Source organism: Kordia sp. E (assembly GCF_056033805.1).
In genome coordinates this window covers 414,034-433,038 of the sequence record NZ_JBRASR010000006.1, presented here as the reverse complement: position 1 = coordinate 433,038, position 19,005 = coordinate 414,034, and the positions used below count along the sequence as shown (strand labels likewise).

Below are 19,005 nucleotides of genomic sequence, written 5' to 3'. Positions count from 1 at the left end.
CCTAAAAATTAAAATACATGGGATTATTCAAAAGAAATCCTTTTGGACATATACTTTTTCTTAAAAAATGGTTGATTAGAATTGCAGGAACGTTGACACATAGACGGTATCGTGGTTTTAATGAATTGAAGATTGAGGGTTCTGAAATATTGAAAAATTTGCCAGATAAAAATGTATTATTCGTTTCCAATCACCAAACGTATTTTGCAGATGTAGTGGCAATGTTTCACGTTTTTAATGCGAGTTTAAGTGGTAGAGGAGATTCTATCAAAAACGTAGGATATTTATGGAATCCGAAATTGAACTTGTATTATGTAGCTGCAAAAGAAACGATGAAATCAGGTTTGTTGCCAAAAATACTCGCATATGCTGGATCAATAAGTATTGAACGTACATGGAGAGCTAATGGAGAAGATGTAAACCGTCAAGTGAAGATGAGTGATATTTCTAGTATTGGAACTGCACTAGCTGATGGTTGGGTTATTACATTTCCGCAAGGAACAACACGACCTTGGAAACCAATTAGAAAAGGAACCGCACATATTATAAAAAGGTACAAGCCAATTGTAGTACCAATTGTAATTGATGGGTTTAGAAGATCGTTTGACCGTAAAGGACTTCGTATTAAAAAGAAAGGAATTCTTCAATCTATGGAAATAAAAGAGCCTTTAGAATTTGATTATGAAAACGAAAGTGTAAAAGATATTATTGAAAAGTTAGAATTCGCAATAGAGCAACATCCATCATTTTTAAAAGTAATTCCACAAGCAGAATTGGAAGCAATGGAAGAACTCAATAAAAAACGTAAGTGGGAATATTAGATTCACAAAAACATATAAACAGAAAAAAGGGCTCAATAATGTATTGAGTCCTTTTTTTATGAATATAACTGAATCTTAATTATCAGTTGTTGGCTCTTCTTCGTTTGGTGTTTCATCACCGTCTAATGTTGTAGAAACTACATTTCCTAATTTATAAAATAGGTTATAAATTAATTGAATAACTCCACCATTTCCACCAGTATACATTGCTGCATTCATTTGTGTACTTTCTAGGACAAATGCCTTTGAAGCTACTTCTTTGTTAAAAGTTACGTTTTGTTGATGTGCACTTACTGATACTGAAAAGATAAGACACACTATTAAAAAAGCTATTTTTTTCATAATTATTCAATTTTGATGGTAAACGGTTTTATGATTTTAATTGTTTTAATTCTTTGTAATTACGTTTCAGTTTCTTGGTTAAAAGACCGTAAAGTAAATAATATATTCCGTAGAATAATGCTACAATAACACACGCTATTAAAATGGTGACAACTGCTAATATTAGGTATTTAGTAATATTAGCTTCTGCTGAAAACTTTTCCATTCCACCAGTTCCTTCAATAAAACCAATAGGAAAAGCAACGCAAATAGTAAATGCAATCACACTTAAACTATACACAATATAATGTTTTACAGTTTTACGTGTAGAAATAATATTCTGCATTAAATCTTTAATAGAGTTTGTAGTAGAAATCTTTTTATAATTCATAAAGAATTTATAAATAAAGTAAAATACAACCGCAGAAGAAGCGTAGCAGAACCAATTTAGCCAAACTGGCATTGTGGAATCACTCAATAAATCGGGTTGTATAAATAAGGCAAGTACCACAATGGCAATACCAAATCCGAGTTCAAATAAACTGACATAAAAAATCCATTTCACCAAAGAGGATGATTTCTTATGGGTCATTTTGTCAATATCGTTGTAGGATAGCTTAGGCTGATTCTCCTCTTGCTTTTTCCAATCTTTTTTTAATAGGTCTAATTCTTCCATGGGTTATGGATTTAAAATCTTCTTCAATTTGGTCTTAATTCTGTTCATCTTCACTCGTGCATTTACTTCAGTAATACCAATTGTTTCGGCTATTTCTTTATAATTTTTATCTTCCAAGTATAAAAAGATCAAAGCTTTTTCAATATCTGATAATTGCTTAATCGCTTTATACATAATTTTTAACTGTTCTTCTTCAGTGTCATCGTAATCTTGTGATTTTATTTTAAAAATCACACTTTCATAATCTTGCGTCTTTATAGAACGTTTGGATTTTCGGTACAATGTAATAGCAGTGTTTAATGCTACTCTGTACATCCACGTACTGAATTTAGAATCACCTCTAAATTTTGGAAATGCCTTCCATAATTGTATAGTAATCTCCTGAAAAAGATCGTTATGTTGATCTTTATTAGAAGTGTAAATTCTACACACTTTATGAACGATATTCTGGTTACGTTCTAATTGGGTTACAAAATTATGTTCGAGTTCTTTGCTCAATTCTTGATGGTTATTTGATTATATGTATTCCGTTATACAAATATGTTACATATTTTTTAAAAAAGTTTTTAAAAGCTGTATTTTTGTACCGTTAAAAGGGACATTTTTATGAACATACCAAGAACGAGTTTTCCAAGAGTAGTGATTATTGGTTGTGGATTTGCTGGCATTTCACTCGCTAAAGAACTAGGAAAACAAGAAGTACAAGTTGTATTATTAGATAGACATAATTATCATACCTTTCAACCGCTTCTTTATCAGGTTTCTACAGGTGGATTGGAACCAGATTCTATTGCGTATCCAATTCGTAAAATTGTAAAAAACTATCCTAACTTTTACTTTCGCTTGGCAAATGTAGCTTCAGTTGATGCAGAAAAACAATGTGTGTGTACGGATATTGGAGATATTAATTATGATCACTTAGTCATTGCAACAGGTTCCAAAACAAATTTCTTTGGAAATTCTAACATTGAAAAGTATAGTATGGTTATGAAAACGATTCCACAATCGTTAAATCTTCGTAGTCTAATACTTGAAAATTTTGAAGAAGCGTTACTAATATCTGATTTAGAAGAACGCAATGCATTGATGAATTTTGTCATTGTAGGAGCTGGACCAACAGGAGTAGAATTAGCTGGTGCTTTGGCAGAAATAAAAAAGGGAATTCTTCCGAAAGATTATCCTGATTTAGACATTCGTCAGATGAAAATTAACTTGGTACAAGGCTCAGATCGAATATTGCCAGCCATGAGCGAGCAAGCTTCCGCTAAAGCCGAAGATTACCTGCAAGATTTGGGCGTAGAAGTCTGGAAAGATCTACGTGTTACCAATTATGATGGCGACTGGGCAAATACGAATACTGATATTAATTTCAAAACAGCAACATTAATTTGGTCAGCTGGTGTAAAAGGTGCTACAATAGCCGGATTAGATGGAGAAGATTTTATTGTCCGTGGAAATCGAATGGTTGTCAATGAATTTAATCTAGTCAAAGGGTTTAAAAATGTATATGCATTAGGAGATATTGCGGCAATGCAAACTGAATTATATCCGGAAGGACATCCAATGATGGCGCAACCTGCCATTCAACAAGGAAAAAAACTAGGTAAAAACTTAGTGCGACAAATGAAAGGGAAAGAAATGAAACCTTTTGTTTACAATGACAAAGGTTCTATGGCAACAGTTGGAAGAAATAAAGCAGTTGTAGATTTGCCAAACTTCAAGTTTCAAGGAATTTTTGCTTGGTTTGTGTGGATGTTTGTACACTTATTTTTTCTAATTGGATTTAGAAATAGAATGATTGTCTTTATAAATTGGGTGTATAATTACATTCGTTTTGATAGAGAAGCTCGTTTAATCATTAGACCGTATAAAAAGCAAAAACAATCCTCATTAGATTAAAAAAGTGTCTTCTTCTTTAGAATCTTTACTAGGACAGTTCATTGCTAAAATTCCGAGGATTATAAACAATTGAGAAATTCCGTATAAAAACATAATATAAATGTCTTTATACTGCAAGGTTTGATGAAATCTGTTCAGTCCAATTAGAATTTGTGCAATGGTAAAAAATGAAGTTCCTATAAATACCAAACGGTAACTTTTTATATTCACGTTCTTATACCGTAAATATGCAAGTTTTAATAAATTTAAGACCATCGCCATGTAAATAATTACAGGAACTAGTAAATTATTTAATCCATCATACATTAGATAAATCAGTGAAAGCGATATAAGTAGTGAAACTGCCAAATACGGAATCAACCTGTCAATATCGTAGCGCGTTTGTTTGTAAAAATACAAGGAATAGAAAAATATCGCGATTAAAAAAAATACAAGTCCAATAATGAAAGAGTAAAAAGGTGTGTCTTCCAACAGAATAATATCCCCCAAACATAAAAAAGCTAAGGCAGAAAAAATAATTAACCTGCTTTTTAACTCCATTTTTTTACTATTCAGATAGAAAAAAATGCTCAATATGATAATAATTAAAGGTTTTGTGAAAAGTCTTAACTCATAAAACTCTTTAGCATTATTAAAATAAATGTCTAAAGAAAGATTTAGTAAAAATAAGATAATAAACGCTTTGAAAAACTTCATATACTATAGGGGGAAACTGACTAAAAGTTAACGCAATATAGTAAAAAAAGGATTACACCTTATTTTTGTAACTTTTAAGAATTCCCAAAACAATTAAAAATTGGGCTATAGCATAGGTTGACATGATACTAATATTTGAATAGGGAAGTGCAGTATAGAACTTATTGATAGCTAGTAGACTATCAGAAATCATAAAAAATATTGCTCCAATAAATACGGATACATAACCATACTGAAGTACCATTCCTTTTCTTTTAAAAGCGGTTAAAGCCATTGTTAAAATAACTGTCATATACACCAACACTGGAATCAATAAATCTCCTAAACCGTCTTTAATGAGATAATACAGTCCAGCTGCATACACTAAAAGCAATACTGCAAACGGTAAAATACTTTTCTTATCATTTCTATCCCGAAGAAACACCAAAATATACATAACGTGAGCTAATAAGAAAGAAATCAATCCTCCGATAAAAAAACCTTCATCGTTAGATACAAACATCAATAACACATCGCCCCATAAAGAAAAAAGTAACGCTAATATGGTCGTTAATTTTATAGGAAAAGCTAAATGATCAGCATTAAATATAAAAAACAACATCAAAGTAATAACGATGGCTGGTTTTGTAAAATAATGCCACGATTCATACGCCTCAAAACTTCCAAAGATGAGTTCTAACGTTACAATAATTATAAAAATGACAGTAAAAAGTTTAGTTTTCATATAGAAGTTTCTTTAATAAGAAAGTTAAAACAATTAAAATTATACATGGAATGCCAATATAAAAAAATTCATTTTGAAGGACTCGTAATCCCCATTCACTAAAAAAATTGCTAGCACCTAAAGGCGAAACTAAAATTGGTCGCCAAGGGAAAAAGTAACGACTATTTTCAAACGGAATAAAAAAACCAACACCTTTGCCGCCGTTGGTCATTGCATCTAAAAAGCTATGAGATAAGGTTGATAATAAGAAAGCAATATATAAGATAATTCCAGTTTTGGAAAAGTATTTCACTTTTCTATAAAAAATAGCTCTGATTACAAATGCTAATAAAAACGCAAACAAAATACCATGCGAAAACCCACGATGACCTAATGGATGTCCATATGAATAACCAAAATTAAACATGATTACATCTGCATCAGGAATAACAGCACAAAATATAAGTAGTAATGAAAATTTTACAGGGTTTAACTTTAGGTTAGATACTTTTCCAATAGTATAAGCGGCTAACGCATGCCCAAAGATAGAAGCCATTAGTCGGAGTTAGAATATTCGTCTAACATCGCTTTTTCTTGCTTGGATAGACTTTTTACACCTTTGGCATTAATCTTTTCTAAAATACGATCTATTTGTGCCTGTTTCGCCTTTTTCTTGGCGTTGAACTCATCATCAATAGTTTGATATTTATCTTTAGAAGCACTTGAGAAAGTACTGCTTCCAGTTTTTGATCTAAAGATCATGTATAAGAATACGGCAATAACAGCAATGGAAATATAAGGCATTAAACTCATAGTAATGTGACGCTTCAAGCAATTTTGTATACTTCAAATCTACAATAATTCTACTTTTTGTGCAATTGAAATAAATTACAATTCATCCTTGAATTACGACAATTGAGAACTTTCCATTTTTGAAAACCTTCATTTCGTAAGAGATTTGTGCCATCATCAATCAAGAATAACAAAAAATACAATACATGAAAAAATTAGTTTTACTCAGTTGTCTACTATTCCAAGTCCTTGTTTTTGGGCAAAATACGATTTCGGGAATCGTAACGGATCAATCTAACGAATCAATTTTTGGCGCCAATGTATATTTAAAAGGAACATATGACGGCGGATCAACTAACGAAAAAGGGGCATTTACATTTACAACGGACGAAAAAGGAACGCAAACTTTAGTTATTTCTTTTTTATCGTTTGAAACGAAAGAAGTTACTTTAGATGTTTCACAAATGAAAAACATCACCATTCAATTACGTGAAAGTGTAGATGCATTAAATGCTGTAATTTTAAGTGCAGGTTCGTTTGAAGCAGGTGATAATGCCAAAGTAACAGCGTTGAAACCATTAGATATTGTAACGACAGCAAGTGCATTAGGAGATGTTGTTGGTGCTTTGCAAACTTTACCAGGAACAAGTACAGTTGCAGAAGACGGACGATTATTTGTACGTGGTGGACGTGCAGAAGAAACACAAATTTTCATTGATGGAATTCGCGTATTTACGCCATATACTAATACAACGAATAATATTCCTGCACGTGGACGATATTCACCATTTCTATTTAAAGGAATTACGTTTTCTACAGGTGGATATTCTGCCGAATTTGGACAAGCATTATCAGGAGTGTTAGAACTTAATACGATTAATGAACCAGATCAAGAGAAAACGGATATTTCTATAATGACCGTTGGTGGTGCGTTAGGACACACGGAAAAGTGGGAGAAAGGTTCAGTAAGTGTAAGTGCTTCATATATCAATTTAGCGCCATATTTAGAATTGTTTCCTGATCGTAATGAGTGGAAAAAACCATTTCAAGGCGGACAAGGAGAAAGTGTATTTCGTCATCATTTTGAAAACGGAACCTTTAAATTTTATACAGCGTTTGATATTACAAATTTTGAACTTGATCAAGAAAGTATCAATTTTGATGAATTAGTTCGCTTTAAGCTAGATAATAAAAACCTATATATGAATGGTTCGTACAAAGGAACATTTGGCGAAAAATGGTCTATAGCTTCTGGATTGAGTTATACTCGAGACAATTCTAAAATCAGAATCATTGATGACAAAATCAATAGTTTAGAAAATTCGTTTCACTTTAAAACAAAACTTAGAAAGAACTTCAATAATAGAATCAAGTTGAGTTTTGGTGCAGAATATTTTACGACCGATTTTGATGAAAATTTTCAAAACTCAAATATTGCTAGGATAGATTATGGTTTCAAGAATAATTTAATTGGCGCTTTCGCTGAAACGGACATATTTTTCTCTAAAAACTTTGCCATGAAAGCTGGTGTACGTTTAGATCATGCAGATATGCTGAAAGAAACAACAATTTCACCACGATTATCAGTGGCGTATAAAACATCTGAGAAAGATCAAGTATCGTTTGCATTTGGTCAATTTTACCAAAATCCGAACAATAATTATTTGAAATTTAATACAGCATTCAAACCAGAAAATGCAACACATTATATTTTAAACTATCAATATGTGCATGAAGGAAGAACGTTTCGTGCGGAAGCGTATCACAAAGAATACAATGATTTAGTTACGTTTTCTGGCGATTTTCCAGAACCGAACGCCAATTTTGGAAATGATGGATTTGGTCATGCTACAGGATTAGATATATTTTGGAGAGATAATAAAAGTATTAAAAATGTAGATTACTGGATTTCATATTCGTACTTAGATACATCGCGTAAGTTTGAAAACTATCCAACAGAAGCAATGCCAAATTTTGCTACAAAGCACAACTTTTCATTGGTGACAAAACATTGGATTGAAAAATTGAAAAGTCAGGTTGGATTTAGTTATAACTATTCATCTGGACGTCCATATACAAATCCAAACACCGTTGATTTTTTAGGCGAAACGACCAAAGATTATCATAGTTTAAGTGTGAATTGGGCATACTTATTATCACCACAAAAAATATTGTATTTCTCAGTTTCAAATGCATTAGGAGTTCGAAATGTATTTGGATATGAATATGCAAACCAAGCAGATGTAAACGGGAATTTTCAACGTATGACACAACGTCCTGCTGCTGATCAGTTTTTCTTTGTTGGTTTCTTTTGGACGATTAGTGATGATAAAAAAAGCAATCAGTTGGATACGTTGTAGTATCTAGTATTGAGTGGTGAGATGTTAGTATTGAGATTTTGACATCTTGCAGAACTCGATGGTTTTAAATTCAGAATTATGATTTCATGATTCTGAATCTTCTCTTTTATTATTTTTTGTCATTCCTGCAAAGGCAAGAATCCACCATTTCAGTACCGAGTGGATTCCGCAATAAATGCGGAATGACAGCTTAGAATAAAGAGACCCTAAGAACCTAAAAACAAAACGCATTTAATAATTTATTCTTTGCCTGTCTGGATGAATTTCAGACTTGTGTTAACTTGATTATTAGTTATTTAACATTTACTTTGGGTTACTTTTTTTTAATATCTTAACTATACTATATAAATCATTTAATTTTTTAATTATGAAAAAAAGAAATTTCAAATCATTAGACCTTAACAAGACTTCTATTTCTAATTTGAATCGTAAAACTGTTAATGGTGGTCATTCTGGTACTTCGGTAACTCCAGCAACACCAGTTGCTAATTTTACAAAAGGTGATTGTGTTGATACTTTGGGTGATGATCATTGTTGGACACCAACTCCAGGTCTTGGATGGTAAACAAAAAAAAGGACAGCGAACTTAAGTTTGTTGTCTTTTTTTTATAGTAAAATGTAAATAGATACGTTGTAATTCAGAGTTTTTAATTCATATAACTAAGATAAAATAGTAAAGAGACTATCTAAAAGTTTATAAAAACGTCATTCTGAACTTGATTCAGAATCTCATTAAATTGATTTTCAGTTATGATGAGAAACTGAATCAAATTCGGTTTGACAAAGAATCACTTTTTTAGATAGTCTCTTTTTGTTGAAAATTATATGAGATCATACTATTGTATAAGTTTCGTTAGAAAATCAAGATTCTTTTTACTGAGGATGCTTTTTAAATCTTGATAGTTTGATTCATGTGTATTTTTTTCTAAATTATCTAATAAGGCATTGACTAAAAGTGTAATTCCAACAGTATCGTATTGATCTATTACATCTGTTGAGTTCCAATGGATACAGTTTCGTAGATGGTTTTCAAGTTCTTCGAAAGAATGTACTATTAGTTTTGAAGTATTGTGCATAAATTTTAGTTACTTAAAGGTTAGTCTTTACACTCATCGTTATACACAGTACTCACTCTACTTGAAGATTTTATAATATCTTGATAGCATTGATCTGTAGATAAACCCTTTTTGCTACATTTTGCCATAAGTTGCTCAAAAGTTGGACCATCTGGGTTACCATATTTTTGAAGATCTCTAGCTTGAAGACTTCTTACAGCTTGCTTGTCAGCCATCATAAAGCGTGCATTTACACGTGCATTATGTCTCAATTTATAAGCTTTAGAAGCTCTTGTTTTTAAATCGATATTTTGTTCAATCCAATATGTATTCAACTTAGAAATTGCAACAACTTGGTAATTATACCAAATTCGTATATCGCAATCAGTTATTGGTACAGCAACCAATACATCACTTTTTTTTGTTGAACTACCTGAGGAGGCGTACTTAGGAATCCATAATTTTTGTCCAATACGAATCTTTCGAACATCCGTAATTTTTTGAAAGCTTTTATCAGCTAAATGTTTCTCGTTGGTACTTTCAATAATTTTATAATACAAATGTGGATTTCCGTAGGCTTTTTGAGAAATTTTGCTCAACCAATCACCATGTTGAACGGTATATGAATTGTTTACTTCTTGACTATAAAGGTTGCAAAATGATACTTGAAATAGAAGAACTACTAGTAGTTTTGAGAATTGATTCATGGTTTAGGTTTTGGTAGTTTTTATAATATGGCGGTTGTAATGATAAAAATAAGATAAAGATTATAGATATACAATGTGATAGTTTTAATTGTAAGAAAAATGTATTTTAAAACTATTTAGAATCAAAAAAGGATAAACGTTAATTAGTATTGTCAATAGTGTTTACTCTAAAACATTGTTCTTCCCCTAAATACTTTTGATCTCCGTGTTTTTCTGACCAAAAACCATTTAAAACATTAGTATTTATAACGCTATACACAGCAACGCCTTTGTAAATATTAGAATCATCTCCTTTATAATTGAAGTTAATAACTAGAATATTATCTTTATAAAACCCAACACCTTTCATTGTTTGCGAATCATTGTTAATTGACCAATGTGCTATTATTTTATCGTTTTCATTGAAAGATAATTTTAAAATACCTGTATACGTTGTTCTTTCAGCATCTTGATTTACACCTTCAATAGTATAGATGCCAATAATATCTTTTATAGGTACAGGATTCCAAAGTGGAATTGATTTCATAGTATACTTGGTTTAGTTTATACTGTTTATTCTATTAGGTTTGTATAAGAGTACCGTAAATTATGGTGGACAAATTTAATACTCCAAAAACATCACATGATTAGGATTGGTGCATGTATCAGAAACGACAAAATCATGATAACCTGCAATTTTGAAATTATTTTTCGTGTAGAAATTAACCGCACGTTCGTTCTCAATCAATACATACAACCACATTCCTTGTTGCGCTTGTTTTTTGGTAAAATTGACAAAGAAATTGAATAGTAATTTTCCCAAACCTTTACCGTGAAATTCTTTTAAAACGTAGAATCGATCTAGTTTTGTAATTGGTTTTTGATGTATATGTTCATTTTCAGAATTTAATACAATTTTAGAATAACCAACAAGTGTATTTTCAAGATAAATAAGGTGATAAAAAATTTCTGTATGCTGCAACTCTTCGGCTAACGTATCTTTATCAAATGCTTTTTCTATAAAATTCTCTACAGCTTCCTTTGGAGTATTGACCAAATATGTTTCTAAAAAAGTTGTTGTGCCAAGTTTGGTTATCGTTTCTATATCATTAAAATTTGCACTACGAACGGTAATCATTACTATTTTTTTAAGTGTACTAAAATAGTAAACATCTAGTATTTTAAAGGAACAGTTAGCTCTATTTTTGTACCTTTTGGATTCATACTACTAACATTTAGTTTAGAATCAATGATTTTGGCTCTTTCTAAAAGTGTTTTCATACCTAAGGTGCCTTTTTTTATCTTTTCAGAAAAATCAAAACCTTTTCCATTATCACTAACAATGGCGTTTATTATATTATCTTTTTTCTCTACCATAACATTAGAAGCTTTAGCATCAGAGTGTTTTACTATATTATTAAGTGATTCCTGTATGATGCGATACAAATGTAGTTCATGTTCAGGACTTAAAATGCCATCTATATTATCGATATTAAACGTGAAAAAAATGTCGGTATTCTTATCTAATTGATGAACCATTGAAGTAATAGCTGTCGAAATTCCCGTTTGTCTAAGTGTTGCAGGATGAAGTCCATGAGAAATAGAACGTATTTCATGTAATGATTCTTTTGCCAATGTATTTAAGTCTTCTTCTTTAATTTTTTGAATCTTTTTAACAAGTAGCATCAATTTTTGTCCAACACTATCATGAAGTTCTCTAGAAATATGAGAGTATTGATCTTCTCTTTCTTTAATTAGGTTTTGAGAGAACTCCGTTTGTAATTTTCTTTTCTTACTATTAAATTGCCTTGAATACGCTAAAAATGTAATGATAGATATTGCTACTAAGCTTATTCCTCCAAATAGAATAAGTTGAGATTTTGTCTTGTTTTGAGCATCTAATAATTGAATCTCAGATTCCTGTATAACGATTTTTGCTTCTTTTTTCTCAGTTTCAAGTAAGGTTAAATAATAAGAGAAACCATTGGCTTTTTGAACGCTTTCTATGGAATCTTTTATGTTATTAGATATTTTTAAATAGTGATAAGCTCTTTTTTGATTTCCCAAACGATTGTATACTTTGGATAAGAACTCATTGACCAAATAAATACCTTCATAAAAATTTGAACCTGTTAGTGCTTCATTTTCTCTTTCTCCCCAAATAGCAGCTTGGGCATAATTGCCAATGGCATATTCATACTGTGCCATAGCTAAATTATACTCAGGAAGATTAGGTGTTTTTGTATCTTTTAAACGCTTTTCTAATTGTAGTTTGATTTGCTTGGCTTTTTGGATAAAACCATTTTCGGAATATGCTCCTAACTTAGCTATTGACAATTCTAGTAGATAATATTCATCTGTTAAATGTTTATTATACACTGTTGCCGAATCTAAATATCGAAGCCGTTCTTTGTGGCTTCCATGTAGCATTTCATCAAAAGCTTGATCGTAAAATATTGTATAAACTAACGAATTGTTTTGAATATCCTTTGCGAAATCAACGACTTCCTCACGTATTCTTTTTGCTTCTTCTTGTAATCCATTTTGAGAATATAAAATAGCAAGACCTCTTTTAATATGGCCAGTTTTTTTGGGGTTAAATGTTGAATATAATTCAATAGCTTCTAGTAATACAGTAGATGCCTCTTTAAAATCACCTATCATTGAAAGTGAATGTCCAATATCTTCTTTATTATTCACTAAAAGACTCGTATCTTTAGCTTTAAGTGCAAATTCTTGAACTTGTTTCAAGTAAGTCAAACTTTCTTCGAAGTGACCAGACATTAAATAGGTCGCAGCTCCTTCCGAATAAAAATTCCCTAATGCCGAATAGTGCTTGTTTTTAGGAAATTTAGGAATTAACTCATGAAACATTTTTTTGGCATGCTTAATTTGTCCTAACGTTACGGAAAGATGATCTAATAATTCAGAAGAATGAATTAAAGCCAGTCGTATTGAATCTTGTTCCAATGCATATTGAATAGTCTGCTTTGCAAAAACTTCATATTCCTTTATTTTACCTGAACGCATGACTTTTGAGAGACTGTCCATCCATTTTAATTTTTCACTGCCTTGTGTTTTTTCTACTTTAGTTTTAAGTTGTGCTACAGATTGTGTTAATTCTAAATTCTGAGCGCTTACCGTATTACTCACTAAAAGAACATACGCAAATATACTAATGTAACGTGTTTTAATTTTTTTGAAATAGGCCTGAAGTCGTAGAATTTTCATAGAAAAAGAGGTGTAATATGATGATAGCTAAATTATCTTAATAGTGCAGTTTTTGAAATAAGTAGCGGCACTTATATAGCTAGTATCAGTACGTATATTCTGTAGTTCTAATATTTTTTTACTGATGAGAAATTCAATTGGTTTTTAATCTGATAGAGTTATTGTTAAGAAGTTCTAAAATCCGAGCACGCAATTCTACGTGCTTTTAAAATTAGGATATTAATACGCTACTATATCCGTTGTTTTCATCATACATTTGGTATAAATCAAAATAAAACTTTTACCATGAAAAATACAACGATTCATAGCCACAGTGAAATTGTACAAAAGCTAAAAAAGTTACTTGCCGCAGATCCAGCAATGGAAGCAGCGTTACTCGTTTCTTTAAACGCTGCTAATATTTCAGCAGAAATAACATTGAATGCAGATTTATATGCTGCATTGAATGACGAGTTTTACGGAAATGCCTGGCCAGTTACTATAGAACAATATTATGATTATTTAGATATATATGTATGCTTGGTTCCAGATGAAAGCAGCGATCCAAATTATCCAAACGCTTGGAAAAGTACAGATACATCAAATGGTTACAATCAAAAAGTATACGATTTATTATGTCAGTTTTACTGGTTAGTTGATCAAAAAGTGCCAGATACAAACCTTTCTATGCAAAGTTTTCCAAAATTTGCAGATTGGCTGGTAGAATTTGCTGTTGCTTGGGGAAGTTTCTTAGATACAACAGATTCACTTACTAAAGATAGTCTGTATTCGTTTAAGCATAACGCAATGTATAATTATCCATTATATGCTGATAATGCTTCAACTTGGACTACATTTAATGAATTCTTTTATAGAGAATTTAATAATGCTGATCCAAGTACAGGAATTTCACCATTACGTCCAATTGCTGCGCCAAGTGACAATACAACGATTGTTGCACCAGCAGATTGTACATTTAAAGAAGACTATCCAATTGATGCAGAAGGAAATGTAATAGGTCCAGATGGGAAAAAAACAACAGATCGTTTAAAACATACACATACTATTGGTACTGTAAAAGAATTATTAGATAATAGTGAATACGCAAGTGATTTTTACGGAGGAACATTTGTGCATTATTTCTTAGGACCATATGATTATCACCGTTTTCATACACCTGTAAGTGGGACAGTATTAGAAATAAAAGATATTCAAGGGAAAGTATATTTAAATGTAGAAATGGATGGTGATCAATGGGATGCACCTGATGGAGCTGGAGATGGATACGAATTTAACCAAGCACGTGGATTAGTTATTGTAGATGCAGGAGAAGAAGTAGGAAAAGTTGCGATTCTTCCAATTGGAATGGCGCAAGTTTCAGGAGTAATGATGTATACTGAAAAAAAACCACCAGCAGGAGTTAGACCAGAACAGTTAATTAAAGTAGGACAGGAAGTTGTCAAAGGAAAAGAATTTGGTAAATTTAGGTTTGGAGGTTCAGATATCATTATGTTATTTGAAAAGCCACCAAAAGATTTATACATGTATAAAAGAGATCCAGGACATGTGCCAATTCACTTCCAATTTGGACAAACGGCTATTTATCTAAAATAGAAAAAAACATATATAATAGAAAGCAAAACGCCATAACTACTGTAGTTATGGCGTTTTTATATAAAATTGTTCTGAAAATTTTAAAAGATGTCATTTTGAACGTGATTCAGAACCTCATTATACTGATTTTAATGATGACGAGAAATCGAATCAAGTTTGGTCTACTGGAGAAAATTCTTCATATTCTGTATTTCTTATGCGTTTTAATTTGTTTGTTACCTTGTATTGTCTATTTCCATCTTTATCTATTGGAAAAAGAATAAGCCTCTTAAAAAAAGTTAAGAGGCTTATTTTATATAAAAAATCTAAATTATTTATTGAACAATCAACTTCTTTACACTTGATTTAGATCCTATATTTGATATGAATTGTACAAAATAGATTCCTCTAGGATATCTACTAATATCAACTATTGTGGATTGATTTGACTCATTAATACGGCTTAGTACTGATCCGTTAAATGATCGAATTATGTATTCACCACTAGTATCCTTATCTGTTTTTATTTTGAATTCTACTTTTGAAGAAGCAGGATTTGGAGTAACAGATAAACTTAATGTCTCTTTGTCATCTTGTTTAGGGGGTCTTGGCGGATCATCAAAACAATCAGAACATTGTTTATCACTCCAAACAGTTTCACTTAAACCTTTACATTTTGCACCTATTCTATACGAGAAGCAGTTATTTTCAAGATTTCTTGGGAAAATACGAACTCTATCTGTATCACCAATATTCCAAGTCTCAGTGGTTACTGCACCTCCAAAGCAGAAACAATCTGGATCATTCCAAATTACTTCAATAACATATTGATCTGCTCCATTAACTTGGTCAAATGTAGCCCAATACGTTTTACAATCGAAGTCTAAGTTTGTAGGCTTATCTTCAATTCTACAACATGTTCTACATTGAGGATTTCCCCAAATAATAGTACCATTACATCTAACTCCTACTTGAATCGTTAGACATTCAACGTCTTCTGCATTAGGTATTGTATAACTAGTTTGAGTATAACTTAAGTATTTTGTAATACTAGGTTGTGTTAATGGTTTTTCACAACATGTTCCTTCATTAAGATATACACGTAAGACGTAACCATCTACATTAGCTTGACTAGCCCATGAAACCGTACTACTGGAACAATCAAATCCAGGTCTAACTTTTTTTGAATCACAAGGGAAATAAGTATCTATAATACTACAATCGACGACTTGTTCTGGGCTAAAAATATCTACTTTGTTTTTGTCTTTTTCTGATATTTTTACAGTTCTCGCAAAACATATTTCCCCACAAGGAGTACGTAATTTATGAATAAGTGTATACTCTACACCAAACTCTGCGCCACCATAACTAAAATTACCTACAGACGAGCTAACAGGAGTATAACCTCCATTACCATCACTTATTAATAAATACCATTCATGTAATACATTGTGACTACTGTAAGTCTCAAAATTAGAGCTAGAAATAGTGTAAGTAGAACCCGAACCTGCAGTAGTAGCAGGGAAGAAGCTTGCGTCCCAAAAATTATCACAACATTCTACTGTAAATCTCTTTTCTACAGGTGTCCATACTCTACATTTATCTAAATTGGAGAAAGCAATAGTTAATTGGTATTCGCCTTCAGTAAAGTATTTAGGAGTGTCAAGAGCAGCAAATTTTTCAGAAATATTTACTTCATTCATATTTCCATAAAGCCACCCAATAGATCCAAACCATTGTTTTTGACCGTTTACAATTCTCCATGCATGAATGTTGTATTTACTTTCTCCAGTTGTTGCGGTACCATCTGCCCAAATATCTTCTCCAATACAGAAAACATTTTTCTCATTGTCGTTTACATCTTCTAATTTGTAATCAGCAGGCTCTACATAAAAAGGTTCAATAGCAATACGACGTTCACGCCAGCCATAACAAAAATCACTCCAAATTCCATGCTTAACGTAGTATCTTTTAGACATGTCTAACCAATTCCAATTCGCTGTAGTCCCATTTTGTATGCCACCAATAGGACCGTCAATTGTATTTGCATCTGAAACTTCACCTTGTGTATCTGTTTCATAAAGTCCCCACCAATGATTTTGTGGATCTAAATCTGATGCGGTAACCCTCACTTTCCAAGTACCATTATCACAAAACGTTTCAATTTCAAAATTAGCACTGTCTGTAGTGTCGCAAGGGAAACAACTACCTAAACAGCCCGCATCATTGACTTTATCTCGTAATAGATCTCCAGGTTCGTTACCAAACCCTAAAGCAAGATCAACACCTGGACCACCAGTTTGATCACAGTAAGACATTATTGTACCTGAAGTAGGAATGATTGTATTATCATCATCACAATCATCAACATCAGCAACTAATACACTACCACAATCATCTATTTGATCGTCTCCACTAGATCCCCATGCACAATCATGAGTGTGACGAGATCCGATGGTATGACCTATTTCGTGAGCAAATACCTTTACTGATCTTGAATAATTTGGAACATTAGCTATGAATAATCCAGTATCAGTATACGCATGTGCATCATCTTTATCACACAGTTGGTCTCTAAATGCTATTCCACCTATTCCAAAATTGTCTCTATCGACTAGATGCGCTATATCACCATTATAATTGTCATCCAACTCATCGCGAAAATCATTCAATGTATCTGATGAATTACTTTCTGCATAAGGATCATCGGTATCCCATACTAATATTTCTGAAATATCAATAGCTATATTTTCATTTTGATACAAAACAGCTGCTTGATTAAATAAATTTATAATGAAAGTTTCAGTATTTGCCACACTTCCTCTGTTAGTAAATAACTCAAAACCAGCTTCTATGTATACTTTTATACAAGGTGATTCTAACGCTTTAGGAGAATTTTCATCTTTTTTGTCGCGAGTATCTTCAGGTTTTGCACTAGTATCTGTACCACATAAAAATTCAAAAGGAGCTGTTAAATCCTCTTCTCTATAAACAATATGAGATGTACTATTTTCCATTTTTTCAATGGAATAATTTCCGAGATTAGGTAGTGAAAACATTCCGCTTATATTTGTTTTCCCAATAGTTAATGCAGCAATTCCTTTTACTCCATTATAAACTACTTCTCCTCTAAGAATAGTTATTGTATTTCGAATGCTGGTATAGGGTTTTCCACTGCTTGTACGCACAGTATAATTTCCTATGAGATTTGAACTTTCTATTAAGTTTAATTGAGCAAAAGATCCATCAGGAAGTGGAACTGATACTGTAAAGAATCGTTCTTTAGACTTATGAACCTGATCTAAAGCCGATGTTGATACATTAAGAAATTTGAATGCCTTCACTTCTTTTTGAACTAGCCTATTTAGTTTAGCATCTGAGCTCTCTTTAAAAAAATCTATCTTTTCAAAATGGACATTGGATTCTTTTAACTTAGAAATATCGTCAATAAGACAGCCGTGCTTTCGCTCTTGAGCATTTGAGAACAAACATCCCAAAATAAAAAGACTCAATATTAATAAGGTTTTTTTCATTGCTATATATTTTTATGGTTCCTACTCTTTATTATTTGGCTTTTCGGATTCCGCCTTTACCGTATCGTTTTATGAATTAAGAATTATTGGTTAAATTTTATTACCCATATATCATAGCTGCTGCGAAAAAAACCGTTAAGAAGAATTATTTTTTCACTAATACTATTTTTTGTATTTATTTGATAGACAAGTTTTAAAATTAATGTGAGGTAAAACTAATAAAACAACAGTAGTTATAGTAAGTGTTCATATTACAATTCAGTGAATTGTAATAACTAAAAAGAAGTAGATAATATGAATTTAATAAAGGGGAAAAGTGAGCCAAAGTTGGCTTAAACATATAGCAGTCAAACTGTTTTGATCGATAGTCCGACAGTGTATGAAATTCTATAGACAGTTTTCTTATTTGTAGAGTTTGAACATGTAATTTGGTCTATCTCCTTGATATTAGAATATTCTTTTAATTTCTTCTCCATTGCAAGAGTAAAATATCAATACTATTATGATCAATATATTCTTTTCAGATTGTTATTTTTCAGACTAGCGGATATATGTGAAATTCCAGCTATACCTACTATATAGAGAATAATAGAAACTATTAATATAGAAACGAAGACATATTAAGAAGCATTCAAAAGATGAGAGTGTTTCTCAAAAAAT

At 31.6% G+C, this 19,005-nt stretch carries 18 protein-coding genes; 5 read left to right on the top strand and 13 right to left on the bottom strand.

The window, feature by feature from the left end; all coding sequences use genetic code 11:
• Positions 1-17: 17 nt before the first annotated feature.
• On the top strand, positions 18-821 hold the full coding sequence (locus ACUUYC_RS23875; protein WP_474270066.1) for a lysophospholipid acyltransferase family protein: 804 nt from the start codon (positions 18-20) through the stop codon (positions 819-821).
• A gap of 75 nt (positions 822-896) precedes the next feature.
• Here ACUUYC_RS23875 and ACUUYC_RS23870 read toward each other — a convergent pair whose 3' ends face one another.
• Genes ACUUYC_RS23870 through ACUUYC_RS23860 form a run of 3 tightly spaced genes read right to left on the bottom strand, consistent with a single transcriptional unit; the run spans position 897 to position 2,316 of the window.
• Positions 897-1,163 (bottom strand): hypothetical protein, encoded by a 267-nt coding sequence (locus tag ACUUYC_RS23870; protein ID WP_474270064.1) that lies wholly within the window; start codon positions 1,161-1,163, stop codon positions 897-899.
• A gap of 28 nt (positions 1,164-1,191) precedes the next feature.
• Positions 1,192-1,818 (bottom strand): hypothetical protein, encoded by a 627-nt coding sequence (locus ACUUYC_RS23865; RefSeq protein ID WP_474270062.1) that lies wholly within the window; start codon positions 1,816-1,818, stop codon positions 1,192-1,194.
• A 3-nt stretch (positions 1,819-1,821) separates the two neighbouring features.
• Positions 1,822-2,316: an RNA polymerase sigma factor gene (locus ACUUYC_RS23860; RefSeq protein WP_474270061.1), complete on the bottom strand. Its 495-nt coding sequence runs from the start codon at positions 2,314-2,316 to the stop codon at positions 1,822-1,824.
• 108 nt (positions 2,317-2,424) lie between these two features.
• Here ACUUYC_RS23860 and ACUUYC_RS23855 point away from each other — a divergent pair, with 108 nt between their 5' ends.
• A complete protein-coding gene (locus ACUUYC_RS23855; protein WP_474270059.1) occupies positions 2,425-3,717 on the top strand; it encodes an NAD(P)/FAD-dependent oxidoreductase in 1,293 nt (430 codons plus the stop codon).
• Here the strand turns inward: ACUUYC_RS23855 and ACUUYC_RS23850 are convergent.
• Genes ACUUYC_RS23850 through ACUUYC_RS23835 form a run of 4 tightly spaced genes read right to left on the bottom strand, consistent with a single transcriptional unit; the run spans position 3,709 to position 5,947 of the window.
• Positions 3,709-4,413 carry a lysoplasmalogenase gene (locus ACUUYC_RS23850; protein WP_474270058.1) on the bottom strand — a complete coding sequence of 235 codons (705 nt, stop codon included), beginning with the start codon at positions 4,411-4,413 and terminating at the stop codon, positions 3,709-3,711. The two genes, ACUUYC_RS23855 and ACUUYC_RS23850, sit on opposite strands and share 9 nt — an antisense overlap.
• Positions 4,414-4,465: 52 nt before the next feature.
• Entirely contained in the window at positions 4,466-5,137 is a 672-nt protein-coding gene (locus ACUUYC_RS23845; protein WP_474270056.1) for a lysoplasmalogenase, read from the bottom strand.
• On the bottom strand, positions 5,127-5,672 hold the full coding sequence (locus ACUUYC_RS23840) for a metal-dependent hydrolase (protein WP_474270054.1): 546 nt from the start codon (positions 5,670-5,672) through the stop codon (positions 5,127-5,129). Before ACUUYC_RS23840 ends, ACUUYC_RS23845 begins: the two co-directional genes overlap by 11 nt.
• A complete protein-coding gene (locus ACUUYC_RS23835) occupies positions 5,672-5,947 on the bottom strand; it encodes a DUF6576 domain-containing protein (RefSeq protein WP_474270052.1) in 276 nt (91 codons plus the stop codon). The genes ACUUYC_RS23840 and ACUUYC_RS23835 overlap by 1 nt, the downstream gene beginning before the upstream one ends.
• A gap of 167 nt (positions 5,948-6,114) precedes the next feature.
• Here ACUUYC_RS23835 and ACUUYC_RS23830 point away from each other — a divergent pair, with 167 nt between their 5' ends.
• Complete coding sequence (locus tag ACUUYC_RS23830; protein WP_474270050.1) at positions 6,115-8,268, top strand: TonB-dependent receptor; 2,154 nt, start codon at positions 6,115-6,117, stop codon at positions 8,266-8,268.
• Positions 8,269-8,635: 367 nt separating this feature from the next.
• On the top strand, positions 8,636-8,833 hold the full coding sequence (locus ACUUYC_RS23825) for a hypothetical protein (protein ID WP_474270049.1): 198 nt from the start codon (positions 8,636-8,638) through the stop codon (positions 8,831-8,833).
• Positions 8,834-9,104: 271 nt separating this feature from the next.
• Here ACUUYC_RS23825 and ACUUYC_RS23820 read toward each other — a convergent pair whose 3' ends face one another.
• From ACUUYC_RS23820 to ACUUYC_RS23800, 5 genes are all read right to left on the bottom strand, one after another.
• On the bottom strand, positions 9,105-9,344 hold the full coding sequence (locus ACUUYC_RS23820) for a hypothetical protein (RefSeq protein WP_474270047.1): 240 nt from the start codon (positions 9,342-9,344) through the stop codon (positions 9,105-9,107).
• Between the two features lie 20 nt (positions 9,345-9,364).
• Positions 9,365-10,030, bottom strand: a complete 666-nt coding sequence (locus tag ACUUYC_RS23815; protein WP_474270045.1) for a LysM peptidoglycan-binding domain-containing protein — start codon at positions 10,028-10,030, stop codon at positions 9,365-9,367.
• Between the two features lie 139 nt (positions 10,031-10,169).
• Complete coding sequence (locus ACUUYC_RS23810; RefSeq protein WP_474270043.1) at positions 10,170-10,556, bottom strand: hypothetical protein; 387 nt, start codon at positions 10,554-10,556, stop codon at positions 10,170-10,172.
• A gap of 75 nt (positions 10,557-10,631) precedes the next feature.
• Positions 10,632-11,147: a GNAT family N-acetyltransferase gene (locus ACUUYC_RS23805; RefSeq protein ID WP_474270041.1), complete on the bottom strand. Its 516-nt coding sequence runs from the start codon at positions 11,145-11,147 to the stop codon at positions 10,632-10,634.
• A 35-nt stretch (positions 11,148-11,182) separates the two neighbouring features.
• Positions 11,183-13,240, bottom strand: coding sequence for an ATP-binding protein (locus ACUUYC_RS23800; protein ID WP_474270039.1), 2,058 nt, complete (start codon positions 13,238-13,240; stop codon positions 11,183-11,185).
• 285 nt (positions 13,241-13,525) lie between these two features.
• Between ACUUYC_RS23800 and ACUUYC_RS23795 the strand changes: the two genes are divergently transcribed.
• On the top strand, positions 13,526-14,833 hold the full coding sequence (locus ACUUYC_RS23795) for a phosphatidylserine decarboxylase (protein WP_474270038.1): 1,308 nt from the start codon (positions 13,526-13,528) through the stop codon (positions 14,831-14,833).
• Between the two features lie 314 nt (positions 14,834-15,147).
• Here the strand turns inward: ACUUYC_RS23795 and ACUUYC_RS23790 are convergent, their stop codons facing one another.
• Positions 15,148-18,345 carry a M12 family metallo-peptidase gene (locus ACUUYC_RS23790; protein ID WP_474270036.1) on the bottom strand — a complete coding sequence of 1,066 codons (3,198 nt, stop codon included), beginning with the start codon at positions 18,343-18,345 and terminating at the stop codon, positions 15,148-15,150.
• Positions 18,346-19,005 lie beyond the last annotated feature (660 nt).

What these genes read in the sequence shown, in the direction of transcription:
- ACUUYC_RS23795 (WP_474270038.1), top strand. Translation starts at nt 13,526, where the DNA reads ATGAAAAATACAACGATTCATAGCCACAGTGAAATTGTACAAAAGCTA.
- ACUUYC_RS23865 (WP_474270062.1), bottom strand. Translation starts at nt 1,818, where the DNA reads ATGGAAGAATTAGACCTATTAAAAAAAGATTGGAAAAAGCAAGAGGAG.
- ACUUYC_RS23810 (WP_474270043.1), bottom strand. Translation starts at nt 10,556, where the DNA reads ATGAAATCAATTCCACTTTGGAATCCTGTACCTATAAAAGATATTATT.
- ACUUYC_RS23815 (WP_474270045.1), bottom strand. Translation starts at nt 10,030, where the DNA reads ATGAATCAATTCTCAAAACTACTAGTAGTTCTTCTATTTCAAGTATCA.
- ACUUYC_RS23855 (WP_474270059.1), top strand. Translation starts at nt 2,425, where the DNA reads ATGAACATACCAAGAACGAGTTTTCCAAGAGTAGTGATTATTGGTTGT.
- ACUUYC_RS23845 (WP_474270056.1), bottom strand. Translation starts at nt 5,137, where the DNA reads ATGAAAACTAAACTTTTTACTGTCATTTTTATAATTATTGTAACGTTA.
- ACUUYC_RS23840 (WP_474270054.1), bottom strand. Translation starts at nt 5,672, where the DNA reads ATGGCTTCTATCTTTGGGCATGCGTTAGCCGCTTATACTATTGGAAAA.
- ACUUYC_RS23850 (WP_474270058.1), bottom strand. Translation starts at nt 4,413, where the DNA reads ATGAAGTTTTTCAAAGCGTTTATTATCTTATTTTTACTAAATCTTTCT.
- ACUUYC_RS23825 (WP_474270049.1), top strand. Translation starts at nt 8,636, where the DNA reads ATGAAAAAAAGAAATTTCAAATCATTAGACCTTAACAAGACTTCTATT.
- ACUUYC_RS23820 (WP_474270047.1), bottom strand. Translation starts at nt 9,344, where the DNA reads ATGCACAATACTTCAAAACTAATAGTACATTCTTTCGAAGAACTTGAA.
- ACUUYC_RS23805 (WP_474270041.1), bottom strand. Translation starts at nt 11,147, where the DNA reads ATGATTACCGTTCGTAGTGCAAATTTTAATGATATAGAAACGATAACC.
- ACUUYC_RS23800 (WP_474270039.1), bottom strand. Translation starts at nt 13,240, where the DNA reads ATGAAAATTCTACGACTTCAGGCCTATTTCAAAAAAATTAAAACACGT.
- ACUUYC_RS23790 (WP_474270036.1), bottom strand. Translation starts at nt 18,345, where the DNA reads ATGAAAAAAACCTTATTAATATTGAGTCTTTTTATTTTGGGATGTTTG.
- ACUUYC_RS23875 (WP_474270066.1), top strand. Translation starts at nt 18, where the DNA reads ATGGGATTATTCAAAAGAAATCCTTTTGGACATATACTTTTTCTTAAA.
- ACUUYC_RS23870 (WP_474270064.1), bottom strand. Translation starts at nt 1,163, where the DNA reads ATGAAAAAAATAGCTTTTTTAATAGTGTGTCTTATCTTTTCAGTATCA.
- ACUUYC_RS23830 (WP_474270050.1), top strand. Translation starts at nt 6,115, where the DNA reads ATGAAAAAATTAGTTTTACTCAGTTGTCTACTATTCCAAGTCCTTGTT.